The sequence below is a fragment of the Kluyvera fluvialis genome, assembly GCF_059725275.1.
Genome location: NZ_AP046142.1, coordinates 3053297 through 3072755, shown reverse-complemented (window position 1 = coordinate 3072755; position 19459 = coordinate 3053297). Strand labels below are relative to the sequence as shown.

The following is a 19459-nucleotide window of genomic DNA, read 5'->3' as shown; positions in this document are numbered from 1 at the left end:
CCATCCGTCTTATCAGAACTTCTCGATTACCGTACGGCTGATAATCTCGTCCTGAACTTCCTTACACAGCTCAACGAAATAGGCGCTGTAGCCTGCGACACGCACGATCAGGTCGCGGTATTTCTCCGGCTCTTGCTGCGCTTTTTTCAGCACTTCGTTATCGACATAGCTGAACTGCATCTGCCCGTTACCCAGAATCGACGCGGTGCGCAGCAGGGTAATCAGGCCGTGGCGGCCTTCAGGGGTATCCAACAGCCCTTTGAGGAATTTGAAGTTGTGCACCATGCCGATGTTCATGGTTTCAACGTTCATTTTGCTCACCGACTTGATGATTGCCGTTGGGCCGTGTTTATCCGCGCCCTGAGTCGGGCTGATACCGTCAGACAGCGGCATCCAGGCCAGACGGCCATTCGGCGTGGCGTTGGTTAGTTCACCAATTGGCGTGTTGTTGGAAATCGACAGCGTGCCGTGGCTGAGGGTGGAGTAGAGCATTTTGTATTTGCGGCACTCGCGCTCGGTCCACTCGGTGATATCCAGCGCGTACTGGTCAACGTAGTTGTCATCGTTGCCGTATTTCGGCGCGTTCAGGCAGTCGCGGCGCAAGCCTTCATAGCCTTCAAAGTTCGCCAGCATCGCATCGCGCATCTGCTCCAGCGTGTATTTCTTATCCTCGTACACCAATTTACGGATCGCCGCGAGGGAGTCTACGTAGGTCGCCAGCCCGGAGAAAATCAGCCCTGGCCCGTGGTTGACCATTGCGCCACCGGCGGCAACGTCTTTGCCGCTTTCCATGCAGCCTTCTACCAGCAGCGACATCAGCGGTTTTGGCGCAACATCACGGTGTACGCGCTGGCTGATAACCGTCCCAATCGCCGACAGACGGACAATATGGGCAATCTGCTGTTTCACGGCGGCATCAAACTGCTCGAAAGTGTGCAGCGCGTTCAGGTCGCCGGTATCCAGCCCCTGATAGCTATCGAACAGCACCATGCGGCCACGGTTGAGGACAAACTCGATGGCGATTGGCCACTGGGTGTAACCGGTGGACGTCCACTGATAAATGCGCCCTGATTTCTGCGGTTCTACACACCCCATCAGGCAGTAGTCGCGGGCATCTTCAAAGTCGAAGCCCTTGCGCAGCATCATCTTGATATGCGAATCATCGAAGTGACAGGCCGGGAAACCCATCCCCGCTTTCACCACATCGACGATTTTTTCCATGTATTTCTGCGGCGACTGGTTGTGAATACGGCAGGCCAGTGAAGGTTGGTACACTTTGACAAAGCGCACGGCATCCATAATCAGATAGGTCAGATCGTTACAGGCATCACCGCCGGTACGCTTTTGCCCGCCCACGGTCAGGTTGATAAATGGCTGATATCCCGCGAAATATTTCGCCCCCAGCTCGCTGGACATCCACATCAGCTCGGCGCATTTGATGATAAACGCCTGCATCATTTCCAGTGCGCTGTCGTGCGTCAGGCGGCCTTCGCGGATATCGGCTTCAAACATCGGGTAGCAATACTGGTCAACGCGTCCCAGCGACAGGCCGGTTTGGTTCTCTTCAATTTCAAACAGCGACTCTACCGTCCAGATACTTTGCAGCGCTTCCTGCAAGGTTTTCGGCGGGTTGGCTGGCACGTTTTGGTTCACTTCTGCAATGGTCAGCAGTTCCGCGCGACGCTGGGCGTTTTGCTCAACCGCCGCCAGTTCACGAGCGCGCGCGGCAATGCGGTGCGCGTAGTTAACCACCCCTTCGCAAGTTTCAATTGCTGCTTTGTAGTAGTAAATGCGGTCGATATCTTCCGGGTTTTCCATGCTCAGATTAGCAAGATGCGCTTCGGCGTCGGCTTTAATGCCGTTCATCCCTTTGGTGAACAGCAGCACATCGTAGCCAGGGCAGGTATCGCCACCGCCGTTAATCTGGTGGTAGGAGAGGTCGCTGACAAAGGTTTCACCGCTGAAGGCCCACACGCCCGCTTCGCGATACTGCGCTTCGCAAATTTCATCCAGTGAGCGGCCCTCCCAGAACGGCACAATTTGCTCACGAATGATCTTTTTATCTTCTTCGCTGATTTCAAAAGGATCCTGCGGGCGGGTGCTCATGGTATCCAGTTCATCGCGAACCCAGCGCCAGGCGATATCCGGCGAGAACGCCCCCGCGCGCGGTTTACCGCACGGATGACCGACGATCAGCTCATCGTCCTGAATCAGAATCGGTGCGGTTTCGCAGGCGTGGCGGAACGCTTTGGCGCGCAGCAAAATGGTCGGCATTCCCGGGTTGGCTTTCACCACTTCGGTAAAGGCCAGCGCGCGGTAAATCGACACGCTTGGGCGTACCGTCAGGTAATGGTTGCGCAGACGCTGCATACGCGGCGTCAGCCCTTCGGCGGTTGGCGTATCGCTACAGGCGGCAAACGGCACGTGAGAGACTTTTTGCACGCCCTGGAACAGACGCACCGGCAGGTTTAACGCGCTGAGATTGCGGTGGGCGCAAAGGAACAGCTCGGACAGCTCGTTGCTGCGTGCGTTTTCAAGGCTCGCGCCGTGGAGCAGGGCATCAAACATTGGGTAGCCGTCGATGGCGCAAGCGGCGCGCACTTCGCTTAATTCTGCGAGCTTAAACCACAGGCATTCGACGATTTCATACGCCTGTGCTTCGCTCAACGCGGCACTGGCGATATCGCGCTGATAGTATGGCAGCAGCGCTTTGTCGGCCCCTTCCGGGTTAACCGCATAGCTGCCGTTATCCAGTTGCAGCGCCAACTGGAACAGATAAAACGCCTGGCAGGCTTCTTTAAAGTTACGCGCCGGATGTGCCGGAACGTGGTGCAAAATCGCCGCGCTGTCGCGCAGTTCTGCCTGGCGGAATGGGTTGCTTTCGGCGCTCGCCAGTTGCTCGGCGCTGGTCGCCAGATTTTGCGCTAAGGCCATCAGCGCGTCACAGGCGTAAATCGCGGCGCGGCAGCCGTTGACTTCATCCATGCCGCTGCGGCTGACGGCGCTGCCCATCGTGCGGGTTTTCTCTTCCAGTTGCTGTTTAATCGCCAGCACGCCTTTTTCGACCACCAGTTTGTAGTCCGGGGAGTCGATAGCGGTATTCAGGTTCAGAAACTGGAATGCCGACGGGCGCTGAGCGGCGCTTTCATCGTGGAAAATCGCGCCGTGCGGCAGGCGAGTTTGATTGCCGACGATAAGCTCATCTGGGCTGATGGTCAGCGGCAGTTGGCGCATCAAATCATAGAAACGGCGTGCCGGTTTCACCGCAGCCGGGATCCCGGCGATATCGCCATCAAGGCTGCTCAGAACGGCAGCGTGTTCGGTGCACAACGTGCTTTTGTGCGCCAGTAAACGTTCAGCCAGCACTTTGACGCGCGGCGTTAAGCTGTAGTGTGCCATGGTAAGGTTCTCCAGTTCTTGTTATCAGTGGCTCTGAACGGCGCTGCCGCTCCATGCCTGGCGATAAAGTTCGGTTAATGCCTGGGCGTCCGGCGCGCGCGGGTTAGTCGGCGTGCAGCCGTCGCGCAATGCCTGGCTCACCATCTCTGGTAGGCGCTGGTGGAAGTCGGCGTTATCGACGCCGGTATCGCCGATTCCCGCAGGCATGTTCATTTCATCTTTTAAGGCCTGAATGGCAACCAGCAGGCTGGCGACGCCTTCGCGCGGGGTGTGCGCGGGCAAATCCAGCAGATGCGCCAGGCGGGCATATTTGTGGGCGGCGGCGGTATCGCACAGCCCTTGATAATCGGCATTCCACGCCACCACGTGCGCCATCAGCAGCGCGTTGGCGCGGCCATGTGGAACGTGGAACACCCCGCCGAGCGCATGGGCGAGGCTGTGGGTAATGCCCAGCGAGGCATTGGTAAAGGCCATGCCCGCCATGCACGAGGCGTTATGCATTTTTTCGCGCGCCAACAGGTCGTGACCGTGACGCCAGCAGGTGGGCAGATAGCGAAAGACCTGCTGCACTACTTTTTCGGCCAGGGCATCAGAGAAATCGCTGGCGGCGAGCGAGACATAGGCTTCCAGCGCGTGACACAGCACGTCCATGCCGGTGTCGGCGGTGATCGCTGGTGGCACGGAAGCCACCAGCGAAGGGTCAAGAATGGCGATATCCGGCAGCAGCGACGGGTCTACCAGCACCAGTTTTTCGGCGTGCGCTTTCACTACTGAAAAACTGGTGACTTCCGAGCCAGTGCCGCTGGTGGTCGGGATGGCCACAAACATCGGGCGTTCACGGCCACTTTGCGCGCGGGTTTGCGCCAGGGCGAAAATAACCGCTTTGGCTGCATCAATCACCGAACCGCCGCCCAGCGCGATAACCAGATCCGGGTAATGGCTGTCCATCCGCTTCATACCGCGCACCACGGTGGCGATATCAGGATCGGCCACCACATCATCCCAGACCTGGAAAGCGATACCGCGCTGGCGCAGGATCTGCGTCACGCGGTCGGCGAGGCCAAATTTGACCATCGCCTGGTCGGTCACCAGCAGTACGCGCTGGGCGGGTAGCTCGGTCAGTACCGCAAGGGCGTTCTGACCAAAGCGAACCCTGGGTTTCAGCAAAAATTCACTCATTGGGTTATTGACTCCTTAAGCATCCCGAAACACGTTCTCGACAATGGCGACCACCGACATCGCTTTGTAACGGTCTTTGTTGAGCGCGAAATATTCTTCCGCCAGAACGATGTCGTGCATCCCTGCGCCCACGCTATCGACGGCGACCCAGGTTTTGTCTTTCATTGGCTGCTGATGGTCATCCAGTTGGGTAATCAGCAGTAGGTTGCTACCGCGTAGCTCATCGCATTTCTGCGTGGCGACGACATGTCCAGTCACCTTTGCGAGAATCATTGTTTTTATCGCCTTATATCAATGCGTTACTGACCTAAGCGCTCCAGCACCTGGCGGATAACGCGTTCCACGTTTTGCTCGCTGATTTCCTCGCTTGCACCGGTTGCTGGTGGGGTTGCAAAGCGGTCGTCGGCGGTTGCTGGGGCTTGGGCAGGGCTTGCGAAACGGGCATCGTCAAGAATGCTGCGACGTGGGTCTGCGGCAGGGCTGGCGATAGCCGGTTGCGGTTCTACCGGGCTGCTGGGTGAGCGCAGTTCTTCAATCGAGCGCACGCCATAGCCCACTTTGCGGATGTTGAGCAGGTTCATCGGCCCCACGTTATCGGAGCTGGAGCCGCCGCCAACCGCACCGCAGCCGAGCGTCAGCGCGGGGGTAATATTGGTGGTGGCCCCGATACCGCCGAGCGCGGCGGGCGTGTTGATCAGAATGCGGTTAACCGGTTTTTCGAGGCAGAACTGGCGGATCACATCCTGGTTACGGGTGTGGATCACCAGCGTATGGCCGAGGCCTTCGTTGGTCAGCAGTTCAACCACGCGGTGGCAGGCGGCTTTCCAGTCTTCTTCAACATACAGGCCGAGGATCGGGCACAGTTTTTCGCGCGAATACGGGTTGTTATGTGAAACGCTGGTCTGCTCGGCAATCAGCACGCGGGTGCTGGCAGGCACGCAGAAACCGGCCATCTGGCTTAAATAGAGCGCCGTTTTGCCGACCACTTTCGGGTTGATTGTGCCGTTCGGGCGCAGCAGCAGGGCAGCCATTTTGGCGGCTTCGCTTTCGTTCATAAAGTGCGCGCCCTGAGCTTCCAGCTCGCGGTGAACCTCGTCGTAAATGCAACGTTCGACGATGATCGACTGCTCAGAGGCACAGATAACCCCGTTATCGAAGGTTTTGCTGGTGATGATGTCTTTCACTGCGTGGTGGATATCGGCGCTGCGTTCAATAAACGCCGGGCCATTGCCAGGGCCACCGCTGATGGTTGGCGTGCCGGAGGCGTAGGCTGCGCGCACCATCCCTTCGCCGCCGGTCGCCAGAATCAGCGACACATCTTTGCTGTGCATCAGCTCAGAAGTGGCTTCCAGAGTCAGAGTGGTGACCCCGTCAACGATCCCTGCCGGAGCGCCCGCCGCTTCGGCGGCGCGTTTTACGATTTCAATCGCTTTCCAGCTACACTGGCGGGCGCCAGGATGCGGCGAGAAGATAATCGCGTTCCCGGCTTTCAGGGCGATCAGCGTTTTGTAGAAGATGGTTGAGGTTGGGTTAGTTGAAGGTACTAGCGCGCAAATCACGCCCAGCGGCACGCCCACGTCCATCACTTTCTTTTGTTGATCGTCATGAATGATGCCGACGGTCTTCATATCTTTGATGGCGTCGTAAACGCGCAGCGAGGCAAAACGGTTCTTCAGGACTTTATCCTGCCAGTTGCCGAAGCCAGTCTCTTCTGCGGCCATTTTCGCCAGCGCTTCGGCGTGGTGCGCCGCTTCCTGGGCCACGTTTTTCACGATGGCGTCGATTTGCTGCTGCGAAAAGGTGGCCATTACCGCTTGCGCCTTTTTGGCGTTGCGCACCAGTTCTCGCGCGTTCTGGCGAGAGAGCAAATCGGTATCCAGTTCAATCATGAGTCTATCCTTCATCAGACTAAAAGAGTGCAGACGGGGCGTGCCCTGTCAGGTCATGCTTTGTGCTGCGACGCGATTTTTTCGATGTCGTTGTGCGGGCGCGCAATCACGCGAGAGGTCACCACTTCACCAATGCGTTTTGCCGCTTCTACGCCGGAGTCCACCGCCGCTTTCACTGCGCCGACGTCGCCTTTCACCATCGCGGTGACCAGGCCAGAGCCGACGTTTTCATAGCCAATCAGCTCGACGTTGGCGGCTTTACACATCGCGTCTGCCGCTTCGATACAGGCCACCAGACCTTTGGTTTCAATCAGACCAAGTGCTTCTTTCATCGTGTTATCTCCGGTTACTCGGTAATTTTGTAATGCGCGACAATCTTGTTGATGTCGTTATGTGGACGCGCGATAACCAGTGAGGTCACCACTTCGCCAATGCGCTGTGCAGATTCAACGCCGGAATCCACCGCCGCTTTCACCGCGCCGACGTCGCCTTTCACCATCGCGGTGACCAGGCCAGAGCCGACGTTTTCATAGCCAATCAGCTCGACGTTGGCGGCTTTACACATCGCATCTGCCGCTTCGATACAGGCCACCAGCCCTTTGGTTTCAATCAGACCTAATGCATCACCCATTTGCGTTCTCCTGGCCTTAAGCCTTGTGTTTAATGACGATTTTGTTGATGTCGTTATGCGGACGTGCAATCACCAGCGACGTCACCACTTCCCCGATGCGCTGTGCGGATTCAACGCCGGAATCCACCGCCGCTTTCACCGCGCCGACGTCGCCTTTCACCATCGCGGTGACCAGGCCGGAGCCGACGTTTTCATAGCCAATCAGTTCTACGTTGGCGGCTTTACACATCGCATCCGCCGCTTCAATGCAGGCCACCAGACCTTTGGTTTCGATAAGCCCTAATGCATCACCCATGGTGATCTCCTTCCCAGAACAGGTTGTGTGATTCAGGAAAACCGTCCGTGTCACGGCATTAACCCACGGCAGCGGTGTTCGAAATCCACTATAGGGATGTGGTAGTGAAGTGAAATTTAAATCCGTGATATGGCTATATTTAGATAATTACTCTGATATTTAGCGTTATTTAGCGTCGTATTTATCTATTTATGCTGTTTAGGTGTGAAGGATTTGGCGCTGAATAGGGCGTTTTTTTCAACGCTTTGGCAGGCGGCGATGAATGTTATTAAGTTGCTAAATAATTGCGGAAGGCGGGTAACGCGAGCCGTGGCTAACTGTGCCCAGGGTCATGTTTTGCGCGGAAGGCTAAATACAAAAGGTGCGCTTTTCGCTCGCGAAAAAAACGCAGGGCAAGGACGATGCGCGGGGATCACAGTTTAGCGGTGGGTTGTGGCTTCTAAATTGCCCGCCACAACCCGAGTTTCCTGCGGAGTTTTGCGCTTAACTGACAAGCATTAAATCCGCCTGCTGCGGTTATTGCGGTATCTGGTGGATAGCGAAGCCGCTTTCTGCTGGGGATAACTCCGCTCGCAGCGCTAACGACGGGATTTCATAGTCGCCGTGGTTCTGCCGACGAAACGGAATTGGCGGTGTCTGTGCTAAGGTATCCAGCCGCTGCGCCAGTTCGGCACATTGCTCGGTGAAGCGCACGTCATCGGTTTTATCGGTGCGGTAAAACACCAGCGGTGGCAAGACCGCGAAACCTGGGTAGAACAGCATCCCGTGCTGAATAGGAAACAGAATGTCATTGATAGGGCCGTTGATACCACGCGGTGCGTAGTGCTCGGCCCAGCCTCCGATGGTGACCATCAACATTGCCCGTTTCCCCGCCATCGTGCCCTCACCGTAACGATCGCCCCAATGGTTATCGCTGTGCTCGCCGACGCCGTAGGCGAAACCATTGGCGTACACGCGGTCAATCCAGCCTTTCATTAATGCGGGCATGGAAAACCACCACAGCGGGAACTGGAAAATCACCGTGTCTGCCCATAACAGCTTTTGCTGCTCGGCGGTGATATCCGCGCTTTGTGTTCCGTATTCAAAAGCCTGCCGTGAATCATGGGTCGCGTGGTAACGCTTGCCAGAGGCTGACGCGGTGCTGTCGTCGGCGTCCAGCCCTGCTTTCCAGCGCATGGCGTAGAGGTCAGAAATGCGAACCTCGTGGCCCGCTGCTTCCAGGTGTTGCACGGTGAAATCTTTCAGCGCGCCGTTTAATGAACGTGGCTCAGGATGAGCGTAAACCAACAGAACTTTCATGATAATTCCCTTCCAGTGATTAACCCGAGCAGCGTAGGGAATATGCAGATATAGTAGAAATTAATTACTTAAATAATAGGTATAGTCGTGGTTAATTTGCATCGGCTGGATCTCAACTTGCTACGCACACTGGATGTCTTGTTGAGTGAGAATAACGTCACGCGCGCGGCGCAGCGACTGAATCTGTCGCAGCCCTCGGTTAGCGTGCAACTGGCAAGGTTGCGCGAGTTTTTCGCTGATCCATTGCTGCTGCCGGGGCCGCGAGGAATGCAGCCCACCGCCCGCGCCGAAGCCCTGCGCGCACCGCTGCGTGAGGCGCTGGCAGCGCTGGAGCAGGCGGTGATGCCCGCCGACACATTTGACCCCGCCACGGCGGCGCTGACCTGGCGCGTGTCAGCAACCGATTATATGGCGTCATCCATTCTGCTACCGGCGTTAAACAACCTGCGGCAGGCGTCTCCGGCTAGCCGACTGGCGATATTCGAACTGCAACCCGCGCGGCTGGTGCAGCAGGCGGAACGAGATGAGGTTGACTTGTTTTTCCACACTCGTGAGGCTGCGCCGTTGGGGCTGCATCAGCGGCTGTTATTTCAGGAACGCTACGTGCTGGCGGGGCGAGCAAACCATCCGGCGCTAAAAGCTGGGCTAACGCTGGCGCAATTTTGCCAACTCGAACAGGTTATTGTTTCGCCGGACGGCGGTGGTTTTCATGCGGCTACTGATATCGCGCTGGCAAACCTTGGCCTGGCGCGCAAAGTGGTGCTGTCAGTGCCGCATTTCCTGTTTATGCTGGAAGCGTTACGCAACAGCGACCTGGTCGCCGTGCTACCGGAACGATTGGCCCGTGCGGCTCATGGGCTGACGGTGGTGCAGCCGCCGCTCGCGATTGCGGGGTTTGATATGTTAATGCTGTGGCATGAACGCTGGCATCGCGACCTTGCACATCAGTGGCTGCGCCAGCAAATTGCCCATTCAATTGAGCAATGATAATGCGCAATGGCCTTGACCTTCTGGCTTTGGCAGCTGCCGTATTGAGGAACTGAGTTAGTCCAGCTTGCTGCCGGACTTTAACGTGCAAATCCACAGCGGCGAGTTGATAGAGCTAAGCAAAATCGCTTTGTCATTCAGCTTTTGCGCGTTGAGGAACAGCCCATCGTGGCTGTCGGACATCTCACGCATAAAGTAGGCAAAAATCACGTCCGGCGATTCATCAATAGATGAGGCGCTGGACTCCCACTGGCTGATACGGTAGTGGCGTTCCGTCGTGGAAATGCGCTTGCTGCTGTAGGTGAATTTGACGTAGCGCTGAAGGTACAGCCATCCGGAGGCGGAGTCGGTGTAGCCTTCTACCACCATCGAACCTTTGCCCTGGCTGCCAAAATTGAAGTGGATGTTGCCGTTAACGTTCTCTTTTTGCATGTTCTCAAAGCGCATGATGCCTTTGGTTAAACAGCTCATCACCCCGGCGTTTTCTGCGGGCAGCAAACGCCAGGCGCTAAAACAGACGGCGGCGATAAACAGCACAACGGTAAGGACAAAGAACTGACGCGGCGCGAGTCTCATTGCGGCTTCCAGGAGTAGTAAAAGTAGTTATCGCAATAGCTAAACGGGTTGTCTTCATGCATCGCACAATGGGCGAGAAATACGCGGCCCAGGCCGTTGGTTTCCAGCCGGTCGCCGTAGAAGAACAGAAAACGTTCGCCGGATTTGCAGGCGATTTTCAGCCGTTGGCGCACGTCGTCGAAGTTTTTGCCGTAAGCGCTGGCGGTGACGGAACGTAGCATCTCATCGCTGGCTAATAGCTCGCACTGGCTATGGGTCATTTGTCTAAGGGCGATGGGCCGTAACTCGCGGCTACCGGCAAGGCTAAAAGCTACTAACAGCAGTGACATAACCAACAATCCCACGCCAGCCATATACCAACACATACCCCGTGCATGTGCGCTCGGCGGCGCACTTTCTTCTGCCTGTGGTGGGGGTTCAGTTTGGATAACCGGCGGGGTGATATCAGTAATTTCTGGCACGGTGTCGTCGAGCGCTTCTATGACAACATCCGGGTTTAGCTGCAAGTAACCGCGCGACACCGTGATAATAATGTTGTCGATCCCGTAGTGGCGAAAGGTCTTGCGCAGCATACTGAGATACTGGTTCAGGTTGCTGTTTGAAGAGGTCAGGCCGTTGTCATCCCAGACTTTTTTCAGCACTTCTTCCCGGCTAATTACGCCGGTATTGCGCAGGAAAAAAAACAGCAGCGCGCTGGCGGTGATAGACAGTTGGCTGTCTGGCTCATCGCTTTCCGGCAGCGTTAGCGTACCGTCCGTTGCGTCGTAAATAAAACGGGCATTGATGTTGTAGCGCATCGCGGCCTCAGTCCTTGCGCTTCACACCGGAAGCGTCATCTTTTTAAGCGAGTCAACCAGCGAGCGCCGATGCTCGGCGTTCATGGTGACGCCTTCGGTCAGTTCTGATAGCCAGATCCCATCTGCCGTGTAGCGCACCAATGTGCCGATAGGGCTGTTATCCAACTCATCCCCCTGGGCTAGTTTCTCCAGCATCCAATCACGCCAGCACTTTCGTAGCACCGGCTCATCGGGCATCGCCAATGACAGCACCATCAACTGACGGCTCTCATGCGTATCCGTGAGGTCGGCAAGATAGTTCAGATAGGCGCGGGTAAAACGGCCATAGCTGACGCCGTCTTCACGCATCAGGGCGGTGATTGCCTCTTCCATAATGGCCAGCAGACGAGCAAACAAAGCGAAGATCAGCGCTTGTTTATTCGGAAAGTGGTGCATTAATCCGCCTTTACTGACGCCCGCCTCGCGAGCGACGGCATTGAGTGAAAGGGCAGCGATACCATCCCGACCGGCAATCATCGCTGCTGACTCCAGCAACTGCTGATATAAACGGACCGGATCTTTTTTGCGGTGTTGGGCTTCCATGTTCATCACACGATCATACCGACCAGACGGTATGATTCTTTTTGATAGCGATCAATGCGGGCTGGTTGTCCGTAAAATCAATGTGGTTAATGCGTGGGGCGTCACAAATTGTCGTATGAATAGGACATGCGAAATTCAGCAAAGCATATGCGTTTTGTGCGCCAGCAAGGCGCAATCCGGCATGAATTTACCTTTAAATAACAAATGGTTTGCTGAAACAGCGTTTCGTTATAAGCCATAACGAAACGTTATTTGTTCCGGCGAACGCGGTGTGGGAGCGTAAAAAGACAATACAAAAACAGGGGTATCCAGAAAGATTATGGCAAAGACAAAACAGACCGTAGCATCGCTCGCCGTGTTCGTAGGCCTGGCCGCCGTTGGGCTGACGACTTTCACCGCGCAGGCCGACCAACTGGCCGATATTAAAGCCAAAGGGGTCGTTAAAGTGGCGACCTTTGACGCCAACCCGCCGTTTGGGTCTGTGGATGCCAAAACCCATGAGCTGGTGGGTTATGATGTGGACTTTGCCAAAGCGCTGGCGAAATCACTGGGCGTGAAGCTGGAACTGGTGGCGACCAACCCAGCGAACCGCATCCCGCTGCTGCAATCCGGCAAAGCAGATCTGATTGTGGCTGATATTACCATTACCCCAGAACGTGCACAGGTGATTGATTTCTCAACGCCTTATTTTGTCACCGGCCAGCAATTCCTGGTGCCTGTCAGCAGTGGCGACAAGCTGGATGATTACAGCAAATCGCGCATTGGTGCGGTAAAAGGCACGACCGGCGAGCAAACGCTGCATCAGCGCTTCCCACAGGCGCGCGTACTCTCTTATGACGACATTCCCCTGGCGCTGACTGCGCTGCGTAACGGCAACGTGCAGGCGATCACTCAGGACAGCACGATTCTGGCGGGCCTGTTGGGCGAAGCGCCGGACAAAGCCAAATTCAAAATTCTGCCAGACTTACTGAGCAAAGAAGAGATTGGCGTTGGCGTGAAAAAAGGCGAACCGGCGCTGCTGAAAGCGGTGAATGATGAGCTGGTGGCGCTGGAGAAATCCGGTGACGCGGCGAAGATTTACGACACCTGGTTTGGCCCTGCGACCAAAGCGCCGCAGCCGCGTTCCTTCACTATAGAAGCAAAATAATATGTTGTCGGCTTTACTCTCTCGCTCCGCAGCAAAGGCTGCGGATTTTTCACATCTGCGTAATGCCAGCGTGGAGTTCCGCCAGGCGGTGAAAGAATACGGCAGCCATCGGGTGCTGAACGGCATCAATCTGACGATTAATCCCGGTGAAGTGGTGGCGATTTTGGGGCCTTCCGGCTCGGGAAAATCCACGCTCATCCGCCTGATTAACCAGCTCGAAACCCTTAGCGGCGGCGAAATCCTGGTGGATGGCAAAGCCACGCGCCAGCTCTCCGGCAACGCGTTACGCCAGTTGCGCAGCCGGATTGGCTTTGTCTTTCAGCAATTTAATCTCTATGCCCACTTAACGGCAGCGCAAAATATCATGCTGGCGCTGGAGTCTGTTCATGGCTGGAAGCGCGACGCCGCACAGCAACGGGCGCAGGAGTTGCTGCACAAAGTGGGGCTGGCGGAAAAAGCCGATGCGATGCCTTCTCAGCTCTCTGGCGGCCAGCAGCAGCGTGTGGCGATTGCCAGGGCGCTGGCCTCTTCACCGCAGATAATCCTGTTTGATGAACCGACCTCGGCGCTTGACCCGGAGATGATTGGCGAGGTGCTGCACGTGATGCAGTCGCTGGCGCACAGCGGTATCACCATGATTGTCGTCACCCATGAAATGCAGTTCGCGCGGGAAATTGCTGACAGAGTGGTGTTTATCGATGGCGGCGACGTGCTGGAAGTGGCTTCACCGGCGGAGTTTTTTGCCCATCCACGCCATCCGCGCGCGGTTCGCTTTTTGCAAAAGGTGCTCGACCCGCTGCATCAGGAGCAAACGGCGTGATGATATCTTTCGACTGGCAAGGAGTGCTCAGCGGGCAACCGCTAGGCTGGATTGTCTCTGGCTTTCTCACCACGCTGTGGGTGACGCTGGCAGGGATGATATTAGCGAGCGGGCTGGCGGCGCTATTTTTACTGCTGCGGCTGGCGGGAGGGCGCATTGGGCATGGGATCACCGCCGTTTGGGTTTCCATTTTTCGTAATACGCCACTGTTGGTGCAACTCCTGTTTTGGTATTTCGCCGCGTGGAACTTCCTGCCGCAAGGGCTACGAGATTTCGTCAACGACCCGCACGATTGGGCGATTTTGCCGGGTAACGTCTGGTGGCTGACGCCGGAGTTTCTCTGCTCGGCCTGGGGGCTGGGTGTATTTACCTCTGCATTTTTAATTGAGGAAGTTGCCGCCGGATTGTTAAGTGTACCGGCAGGTCAGCGCGAAGCGGCGCTGGCGCAGGGGTTTTCCACCTCCGGGCTGTTGCGGCACATTTTACTGCCGCAAGGGCTGGCAAATGCCTGGCAACCGGTGGTGGGGCAATACCTCAACTTGATGAAACTGTCTTCCCTGGCGAGCGGGATCGGTTTTGCGGAGCTGACTTATCAGGTGCGGCAAATTGAAAGCTACAACGCTCATGCGCTGGAGGCTTTTGCGGTGGGAACGGGGCTGTATCTGTTTACCGGCGTGGTGCTGGGGCTGCTGTTAAGTCGGCTGGGGCCAAAACCGGTAGGGCAAGCCCGACGAGTGCGTAAAGTCGTCGATGTCGCGGGAGGGATCCAGCATGAACGCTAATCTGGCGGTGATTTTCGACAACCTCGATTATCTGCTTTGGGGGCGGCTGGCCGAGGGCGAGCCTGGCGGCGTTGCGCTGACGCTACTGATGGCGCTGGGCGCAGGCGTACTGGCGCTGCCGGGCGGTATTTTGCTGGCCTGTGCGGCCTGGCGATTCCCCGGTGCGCTGCGCCGCCTGCTGTACCTGTGGGCGGAGATAATCCGTGGTATTCCGTTGATTTTCGTTATCTTCTGGCTGTGGTATTTGTTGCCGATGCTAACCGGTAGTGATTTACCTGGCGCCGTGACGGTCACGCTGGCGCTGGCCTGGTTTACGGCAGCTTCCGTGATGCACTCGGTGCTGGCGGGCTTGCAGGCATTGCCTTGCGGCCAATATGAGGCGGCATTAACGCAGGGTTTCAGCGCAGGGCAAAGTTTACGGTTGATTCTGTTACCGCAGACGCTGCGCAACGTGCTGCCGTCGCTGGTGGGGATTTTTATCGGTTTGCTGAAAGACACTTCGCTGGCGTTTATCGTCAACGTACCGGAACTGACCACGGTCGCTGGTCAGGTGAATAACCGTGTGCAAATCTATCCGATGGCGATATTTGTGTTTATCGGCGTGGTCTATTATCTGCTCTGTTTTAGTCTGGAGAGAGTGGCGAAGCGCTGGCAACCGGCGGTGGGGCGTTGATATCTGGCTGGGCAATAGGACATCGCCCAGCCAACGTGCCTAATCAGACGTTTTTACGTTCGATAGTTTGCTCGCCCCAGAAAAGAGAATCTTTATCTGTTTTACTGAAGGCCAGTTCGAGGGCGGCATCGCTACCTTCTTCCCAGATTTTTTCGGCGAGTTTCTCATCATATTTTGCCAGTTCGAAAATCGCTTCTGCAATTTCAGGCGAGGTGTTACGCAAGCTCGCCCATTCCCCGATATGATGTGCTTTGCCTTCTTGTGTGGGCATATCTTGTCTCCCTTAAATGGTATTAACCTTTTAATTTGGCGGCCAGACCTGCGACATATTCGCCCTGGTAGCGCGCGATAGCTAACTCTTCTTCGCTAGGCTGGCGGGAACCGTCAGCACCGGCAATGGTGGTGGCGCCGTATGGCGTACCGCCACGAACCTGCGAGATATCAAACAGTTCCTGGGCGGCGTAGCCAATGGGCACAATAACCATGCCGTGATGAGCCAGTGTCGTCCAGGTTGAGGTGATGGTCTGTTCCTGGCCGCCGCCAGTACCGGTTGAGCTGAACACGCTGGCTAATTTGCCGTACAGTGCGCCGGACGCCCACAGGCCACCGGTTTGGTCGAGGAAGGTACGCATTTGTCCGGACATATTGCCAAAGCGGGTAGGTGTACCGAAGATAATCGCGTCGTAATTCGCCAGCTCTTGCGGGGTGGCGACGGGAACGGCCTGTGTTTTACCGCCTGCTTTGGCAAACGCCTCAGCGTGCATGGTTTCTGGTACGCGTTTGATGACAACATCGACGCCGTCAACTTTGTTTGCGCCTTCGGCAACGGCTTTCGCCATCGTTTCAATGTGTCCATACATCGAATAATAGAGCACCAGAACACTTGCATTTCCACTCATCTTAACTCTCCTGTGTCAAATCGTCGGTTACGTAACGAGCTTTGTTAAGCATAGTCCGTAATGCGCGATGCGCAGGGCATAAGCGGCGATAAAAAGCCGATTTTTAGGCGATAACCTACCGTTTGAATGGTTTTTAAGCGAAGGTGTGCGATATTTTGAGTGAAAGTATTCACCGTTAAATTAGTCACTATTATGAATTGTTTTTACCCTGTACGAGCGGCAAGTCTGATTCGGACGTCTTAACATGGCCTGGCGTGACTGTCGCACAATGACACATTTTTTTGCCGCTGATTTTCTGTCGCCATAAGAGCTAATTAGGTTGAAGGCTGGCTGCCTTAGAGCAAAATCAGCCCGCAGATATGACAAAATATGACGGTTTCCACCGTGCTGCCGCTGCGACAACTACGCTTATGACTACCCGTTCCACCGAGCGGGTGATGACGCTTTTCGTTTACGTCATGCACTATCTCGTTGTCTCAACTGGAGGTCAGTAATGGCAAACCATCGTGGCGGTTCAGGTAATTTTGCAGAAGACCGGGAAAGAGCATCAGAAGCGGGTCGGAAGGGGGGCCAGCATAGCGGCGGCAACTTCAAAAACGATCCTCAGCGCGCCTCCGAGGCGGGCAAAAAAGGAGGGAAAAACAGTCATGGCAGTCATCGTGGCAGCTAGCCGCCGATGACAAGTCTGCTTTTCCTCAGCCGCCGGATTTCCGGCGGTTTCTTTTTTCCGGTTGAACCCCGTCGCCGCACCCCGCAAAATAGTCATTGATGCCGTAAATAACAAGGAGATGGGCGCATGGCTCAGGATGCAGTAAAGAAGGGTGGCAAACGTTCGCAGGCGGTTAGCGCCAAAAAACAGGCCATTCTCACCGCCGCGCTGAATACCTTTTCACAATATGGGATCCACGGAACCCGCCTTGAGCAGGTGGCAGAACAGGCTGGGGTATCGAAAACCAATCTGTTGTACTACTTCCCGTCGAAAGAGGCGCTGTATGTCGCTGTGATGCAGCAGATCCTTGATATCTGGCTGGCTCCCCTGAAGGCGTTTCGTGAAGATTTAGCGCCGCTGGTCGCCATCAAAGAGTATATCCGCCTCAAGCTGGAGGTGTCTCGCGACTATCCACAGGCCTCAAAGCTGTTTTGTCTGGAGATGCTGCAAGGTGCGCCGTTGGTGATGAATGAACTGACGGGCGATTTAAAAACCCTGGTGGCGGATAAATCGGCAATCATCGCTGCGTGGGTAGAGAGCGGCAAGCTCGCGCCGATTGACCCGCACCATCTGATTTTTATGATTTGGGCCACCACGCAGCATTACGCGGATTTTGCCACTCAGGTAGAGGCCGTTACCGGTAAAACATTGCGTGACGCCGATTTCTTCCAGCAAACCGTCGAAAACGTCCAACGGATCATTATCGACGGTATTCGCGTTCGTTAATTGCCGGGCGGCAGAGGGCAACTCAGGTCGCCCTCCTCACATTGCAGCAGTGAAGAAAGATATGCCTCGCGCTCGACGGTTTTATCGGTCATGCACTGATAGGTCACCATCGGCTGTACGCTGCCGCCTTCGCTGCCGGAGCTGATAAACGCACAATCGGCATCGCGCAGGGTAATCCAGGCCGTTTGCGCTTTTTTCAGTAGCTCGCGCTGGGCCGGTTGCGCCCGTTTCAGCACATCTTGCCAGGTTTTATTGAGCTGCTTATCCGCCGCTTGATATTGCGCGGCTGTGCAAGCGTTAAGGTCGGTCTGAGTGCTGGCGTTAGCACACTCGTCTGCCAGCGCGTAACCGCTTGCCAATAACAGGGCAAGGGCCGGTAATACCTGTTTCATCGTCAATTCCCCAAAGGTGTTTCTACAGCACGTGTAGGCTCAGGATATAACACGATTTTACCCAAAAATCTCATCCAACCAGCATCCGTTATTCTGAATATTTAAGGCAGCCTGCTGATGTGATAGACGGGCTGCTCACGGATGGTTGATGATCCCCGCTTAATAACGGAATTTGGGTAAGACACGGGAGTGTGGCTGTGATATCCGGCGCGGAAAACCAGGTGCGGTTGGGGCTATATACTCTGGCGTGGCCCATATTTGTGGAGCAGTTGCTGCGGCTGATGATGAGCTATGTCAGCGTCTTTATGCTGGGGCATTACTCCGATGAAGCCGTCGCCGCCACCGGTGTGGCGAACCAGATACTGGCGATTACCGTGATTTTCTACGGTTTTCTCACCGTCGGCGTGCAAATTGTGGTGGCGCAATTGATTGGCGCACAACGTTTTAAGCGTGTCGAACGGGTGATTACCAATGGGCTGGTGGTCTCCTTTTTGATAGGTATCGGCATGAGTCTGGTTTTCGTGCTGTTTGGCGATACCTTTCTACGGCTGCTGGGGCTGAGTGAAACACTGGTCGCCGTCGGTTCACCCTTTATCCGTATTATTGGCGGTATTTCCGTCATTATCGCTATCTATTCATCTATTCTGCCCATTCTGCGCACTCACGGCTATGTTCGCCAGGCCATGGTTGTACCCATCACCGTAGGCCTGGTTAACGTGATGCTTAACTATCTCTTTCTCTACGGAAAACTGAGCTTTTTGGGGCTTGGGGTTACAGGCGTCGGCATTGCGACCTGTATCGCAAACGTGGTGGGGATGCTGATGTCGTTATGGATGCTGAAAAAATACATCGGCTATGTGTTCCGCTGGCAGAAGTTGCAACAGTGCTCGCGCAAAATGTTGGCCTCGATTTTGCGTTACGGCCTGCCGTCGGCGGGGGAGAACCTCTCCTACGCCGGGTCGCAGTTGGTGGTTACCGCCATTATTGCCCTCCTGGGGACGGAGGCGCTCACCACCAAAGTGTACGCCTCGACCATCAGCCAGTTTGTGGCGTTATTTGCCATGTCTATTGGTCAGGCGTCGCAGATTATTATTGGTCGCGCTACTGGCGCGCGAGAAATTGATAAAGCGTATCAGCAGGGGATTAAAAGCTGGCGGCTTGGGATGGTGGTTGCGCTCTCGGTCAGCATTATTATCTATCTGTGTGCCGAGCCTATCATGCAGATGTTTACCACCAACCGTGAGATTATTGCGCTGACCAAACGGCTGTTTTTGTTCTCTATTTTGTTAGAGCTGGGGCGCACGACCAACATCATTGTGATCAGCAGTCTGAACGCGACTGGTGATGTCCGGTTCCCGTTTATCTGCGGTATTATTGTGATGTGGATAGTCAGCCTGCCGTTTTCTTATCTGCTGGGCGTTTATATCGGGCTTGGGCTGGTTGGCGTGTGGCTGGCGTATATCATTGATGAAGGGCTGCGCGCACTGCTGATGTATCGCCGCTGGCAAAGCCGAATCTGGACGACGAAAGCGCTGTTTTAAAGTTAGATCAAGGGGCGCTAAAACGCGCCGAATGCCGCCGATAAAAAAACCGGCGGTTGCCTAATGTTTGTCAGTTAAGCGCCACATTCCGTTCACCTGATGTTTTGTAGAACATGAAGCCGCTGTACCTGTGAAC

General features: G+C 55.6%; 22 protein-coding genes. 8 read left to right on the top strand and 14 right to left on the bottom strand.

The window, feature by feature from the left end; translation table 11 throughout:
- Window positions 1–12 precede the first annotated feature (12 nt).
- The 8 genes from cutC to AC6I4B_RS14550 form a co-directional block, all read right to left on the bottom strand.
- Window positions 13–3399 carry a choline trimethylamine-lyase gene (gene cutC / locus AC6I4B_RS14585; RefSeq protein WP_497766090.1) on the bottom strand — a complete coding sequence of 1129 codons (3387 nt, stop codon included), beginning with the start codon at window positions 3397–3399 and terminating at the stop codon, window positions 13–15.
- A gap of 24 nt (window positions 3400–3423) precedes the next feature.
- Complete coding sequence (locus AC6I4B_RS14580) at window positions 3424–4578, bottom strand: 1-propanol dehydrogenase PduQ (RefSeq protein WP_497766088.1); 1155 nt, start codon at window positions 4576–4578, stop codon at window positions 3424–3426.
- A 15-nt stretch (window positions 4579–4593) separates the two neighbouring features.
- Window positions 4594–4851, bottom strand: coding sequence for a EutN/CcmL family microcompartment protein (locus tag AC6I4B_RS14575; RefSeq protein WP_497766087.1), 258 nt, complete (start codon window positions 4849–4851; stop codon window positions 4594–4596).
- Between the two features lie 26 nt (window positions 4852–4877).
- A complete protein-coding gene (locus AC6I4B_RS14570; protein ID WP_497766085.1) occupies window positions 4878–6467 on the bottom strand; it encodes an acetaldehyde dehydrogenase (acetylating) in 1590 nt (529 codons plus the stop codon).
- A gap of 53 nt (window positions 6468–6520) precedes the next feature.
- Complete coding sequence (locus AC6I4B_RS14565) at window positions 6521–6799, bottom strand: BMC domain-containing protein (protein ID WP_497766084.1); 279 nt, start codon at window positions 6797–6799, stop codon at window positions 6521–6523.
- 14 nt (window positions 6800–6813) lie between these two features.
- A complete protein-coding gene (locus AC6I4B_RS14560; protein ID WP_065356252.1) occupies window positions 6814–7098 on the bottom strand; it encodes a BMC domain-containing protein in 285 nt (94 codons plus the stop codon).
- 16 nt (window positions 7099–7114) lie between these two features.
- Window positions 7115–7393 (bottom strand): BMC domain-containing protein, encoded by a 279-nt coding sequence (locus AC6I4B_RS14555; RefSeq protein ID WP_001540796.1) that lies wholly within the window; start codon window positions 7391–7393, stop codon window positions 7115–7117.
- 516 nt (window positions 7394–7909) lie between these two features.
- Window positions 7910–8692: an NAD(P)H-dependent oxidoreductase gene (locus tag AC6I4B_RS14550; RefSeq protein ID WP_497766081.1), complete on the bottom strand. Its 783-nt coding sequence runs from the start codon at window positions 8690–8692 to the stop codon at window positions 7910–7912.
- An 87-nt stretch (window positions 8693–8779) separates the two neighbouring features.
- On the opposite strand from AC6I4B_RS14550, the gene AC6I4B_RS14545 reads away from it, so the two are divergent.
- Window positions 8780–9679 (top strand): LysR family transcriptional regulator, encoded by a 900-nt coding sequence (locus AC6I4B_RS14545; RefSeq protein ID WP_497766079.1) that lies wholly within the window; start codon window positions 8780–8782, stop codon window positions 9677–9679.
- A 57-nt stretch (window positions 9680–9736) separates the two neighbouring features.
- On the opposite strand, the gene AC6I4B_RS14540 is transcribed toward AC6I4B_RS14545, so the two are convergent.
- The 3 genes from AC6I4B_RS14540 to AC6I4B_RS14530 are packed head-to-tail and all read right to left on the bottom strand — an operon-like array spanning window position 9737 to window position 11640.
- Window positions 9737–10255, bottom strand: coding sequence for a FidL-like protein (locus AC6I4B_RS14540; RefSeq protein ID WP_497766078.1), 519 nt, complete (start codon window positions 10253–10255; stop codon window positions 9737–9739).
- A complete protein-coding gene (locus AC6I4B_RS14535; protein WP_497766076.1) occupies window positions 10252–11052 on the bottom strand; it encodes a winged helix-turn-helix domain-containing protein in 801 nt (266 codons plus the stop codon). Before AC6I4B_RS14535 ends, AC6I4B_RS14540 begins: the two co-directional genes overlap by 4 nt.
- Window positions 11053–11073: 21 nt before the next feature.
- Window positions 11074–11640, bottom strand: coding sequence for a TetR/AcrR family transcriptional regulator (locus tag AC6I4B_RS14530; protein ID WP_497766074.1), 567 nt, complete (start codon window positions 11638–11640; stop codon window positions 11074–11076).
- Window positions 11641–11953: 313 nt separating this feature from the next.
- Here AC6I4B_RS14530 and AC6I4B_RS14525 point away from each other — a divergent pair, with 313 nt between their 5' ends.
- The 4 genes from AC6I4B_RS14525 to AC6I4B_RS14510 are packed head-to-tail and all read left to right on the top strand — an operon-like array spanning window position 11954 to window position 15056.
- Window positions 11954–12781, top strand: a complete 828-nt coding sequence (locus tag AC6I4B_RS14525) for an ABC transporter substrate-binding protein (protein ID WP_497766072.1) — start codon at window positions 11954–11956, stop codon at window positions 12779–12781.
- Between the two features lies 1 nt (window position 12782).
- Window positions 12783–13601, top strand: a complete 819-nt coding sequence (locus AC6I4B_RS14520; RefSeq protein WP_497766070.1) for an amino acid ABC transporter ATP-binding protein — start codon at window positions 12783–12785, stop codon at window positions 13599–13601.
- Complete coding sequence (locus tag AC6I4B_RS14515) at window positions 13601–14383, top strand: amino acid ABC transporter permease (protein WP_497772182.1); 783 nt, start codon at window positions 13601–13603, stop codon at window positions 14381–14383. The genes AC6I4B_RS14520 and AC6I4B_RS14515 overlap by 1 nt, the downstream gene beginning before the upstream one ends.
- Window positions 14373–15056, top strand: a complete 684-nt coding sequence (locus AC6I4B_RS14510) for an amino acid ABC transporter permease (RefSeq protein WP_497766069.1) — start codon at window positions 14373–14375, stop codon at window positions 15054–15056. Before AC6I4B_RS14515 ends, AC6I4B_RS14510 begins: the two co-directional genes overlap by 11 nt.
- 43 nt (window positions 15057–15099) lie before the next feature.
- On the opposite strand, the gene AC6I4B_RS14505 is transcribed toward AC6I4B_RS14510, so the two are convergent.
- The gene (locus AC6I4B_RS14505) at window positions 15100–15327 is read right to left on the bottom strand and encodes a YccJ family protein (protein WP_497766067.1); all 228 of its coding nucleotides are present in this window, start codon (window positions 15325–15327) and stop codon (window positions 15100–15102) included.
- Between the two features lie 22 nt (window positions 15328–15349).
- Complete coding sequence (gene wrbA / locus AC6I4B_RS14500; RefSeq protein ID WP_497766066.1) at window positions 15350–15955, bottom strand: NAD(P)H:quinone oxidoreductase; 606 nt, start codon at window positions 15953–15955, stop codon at window positions 15350–15352.
- A 493-nt stretch (window positions 15956–16448) separates the two neighbouring features.
- On the opposite strand from wrbA, the gene AC6I4B_RS14495 reads away from it, so the two are divergent.
- Window positions 16449–16625, top strand: coding sequence for a con-10 family general stress protein (locus tag AC6I4B_RS14495; RefSeq protein ID WP_035896676.1), 177 nt, complete (start codon window positions 16449–16451; stop codon window positions 16623–16625).
- A gap of 126 nt (window positions 16626–16751) precedes the next feature.
- Window positions 16752–17390, top strand: a complete 639-nt coding sequence (gene rutR, locus AC6I4B_RS14490; protein ID WP_497766064.1) for an HTH-type transcriptional regulator RutR — start codon at window positions 16752–16754, stop codon at window positions 17388–17390.
- Here rutR and AC6I4B_RS14485 read toward each other — a convergent pair.
- The gene (locus tag AC6I4B_RS14485; RefSeq protein ID WP_497766062.1) at window positions 17387–17782 is read right to left on the bottom strand and encodes a lysozyme inhibitor LprI family protein; all 396 of its coding nucleotides are present in this window, start codon (window positions 17780–17782) and stop codon (window positions 17387–17389) included. The genes rutR and AC6I4B_RS14485 overlap by 4 nt on opposite strands.
- Before the next feature lie 191 nt (window positions 17783–17973).
- Here AC6I4B_RS14485 and AC6I4B_RS14480 point away from each other — a divergent pair, with 191 nt between their 5' ends.
- Window positions 17974–19323, top strand: coding sequence for an MATE family efflux transporter (locus AC6I4B_RS14480; RefSeq protein ID WP_497766061.1), 1350 nt, complete (start codon window positions 17974–17976; stop codon window positions 19321–19323).
- Window positions 19324–19459 lie beyond the last annotated feature (136 nt).

Coding starts and splice junctions, on each gene's coding strand:
- AC6I4B_RS14530 (WP_497766074.1), bottom strand. CDS start 11,640: ATGAACATGGAAGCCCAACACCGCAAAAAAGATCCGGTCCGTTTATAT.
- AC6I4B_RS14495 (WP_035896676.1), top strand. CDS start 16,449: ATGGCAAACCATCGTGGCGGTTCAGGTAATTTTGCAGAAGACCGGGAA.
- cutC (WP_497766090.1), bottom strand. CDS start 3,399: ATGGCACACTACAGCTTAACGCCGCGCGTCAAAGTGCTGGCTGAACGT.
- AC6I4B_RS14515 (WP_497772182.1), top strand. CDS start 13,601: ATGATATCTTTCGACTGGCAAGGAGTGCTCAGCGGGCAACCGCTAGGC.
- rutR (WP_497766064.1), top strand. CDS start 16,752: ATGGCTCAGGATGCAGTAAAGAAGGGTGGCAAACGTTCGCAGGCGGTT.
- AC6I4B_RS14580 (WP_497766088.1), bottom strand. CDS start 4,578: ATGAGTGAATTTTTGCTGAAACCCAGGGTTCGCTTTGGTCAGAACGCC.
- AC6I4B_RS14550 (WP_497766081.1), bottom strand. CDS start 8,692: ATGAAAGTTCTGTTGGTTTACGCTCATCCTGAGCCACGTTCATTAAAC.
- AC6I4B_RS14575 (WP_497766087.1), bottom strand. CDS start 4,851: ATGATTCTCGCAAAGGTGACTGGACATGTCGTCGCCACGCAGAAATGC.
- AC6I4B_RS14560 (WP_065356252.1), bottom strand. CDS start 7,098: ATGGGTGATGCATTAGGTCTGATTGAAACCAAAGGGCTGGTGGCCTGT.
- AC6I4B_RS14570 (WP_497766085.1), bottom strand. CDS start 6,467: ATGATTGAACTGGATACCGATTTGCTCTCTCGCCAGAACGCGCGAGAA.
- AC6I4B_RS14505 (WP_497766067.1), bottom strand. CDS start 15,327: ATGCCCACACAAGAAGGCAAAGCACATCATATCGGGGAATGGGCGAGC.
- wrbA (WP_497766066.1), bottom strand. CDS start 15,955: ATGAGTGGAAATGCAAGTGTTCTGGTGCTCTATTATTCGATGTATGGA.
- AC6I4B_RS14565 (WP_497766084.1), bottom strand. CDS start 6,799: ATGAAAGAAGCACTTGGTCTGATTGAAACCAAAGGTCTGGTGGCCTGT.
- AC6I4B_RS14535 (WP_497766076.1), bottom strand. CDS start 11,052: ATGCGCTACAACATCAATGCCCGTTTTATTTACGACGCAACGGACGGT.
- AC6I4B_RS14525 (WP_497766072.1), top strand. CDS start 11,954: ATGGCAAAGACAAAACAGACCGTAGCATCGCTCGCCGTGTTCGTAGGC.
- AC6I4B_RS14540 (WP_497766078.1), bottom strand. CDS start 10,255: ATGAGACTCGCGCCGCGTCAGTTCTTTGTCCTTACCGTTGTGCTGTTT.
- AC6I4B_RS14555 (WP_001540796.1), bottom strand. CDS start 7,393: ATGGGTGATGCATTAGGGCTTATCGAAACCAAAGGTCTGGTGGCCTGC.
- AC6I4B_RS14510 (WP_497766069.1), top strand. CDS start 14,373: ATGAACGCTAATCTGGCGGTGATTTTCGACAACCTCGATTATCTGCTT.
- AC6I4B_RS14485 (WP_497766062.1), bottom strand. CDS start 17,782: ATGAAACAGGTATTACCGGCCCTTGCCCTGTTATTGGCAAGCGGTTAC.
- AC6I4B_RS14520 (WP_497766070.1), top strand. CDS start 12,783: ATGTTGTCGGCTTTACTCTCTCGCTCCGCAGCAAAGGCTGCGGATTTT.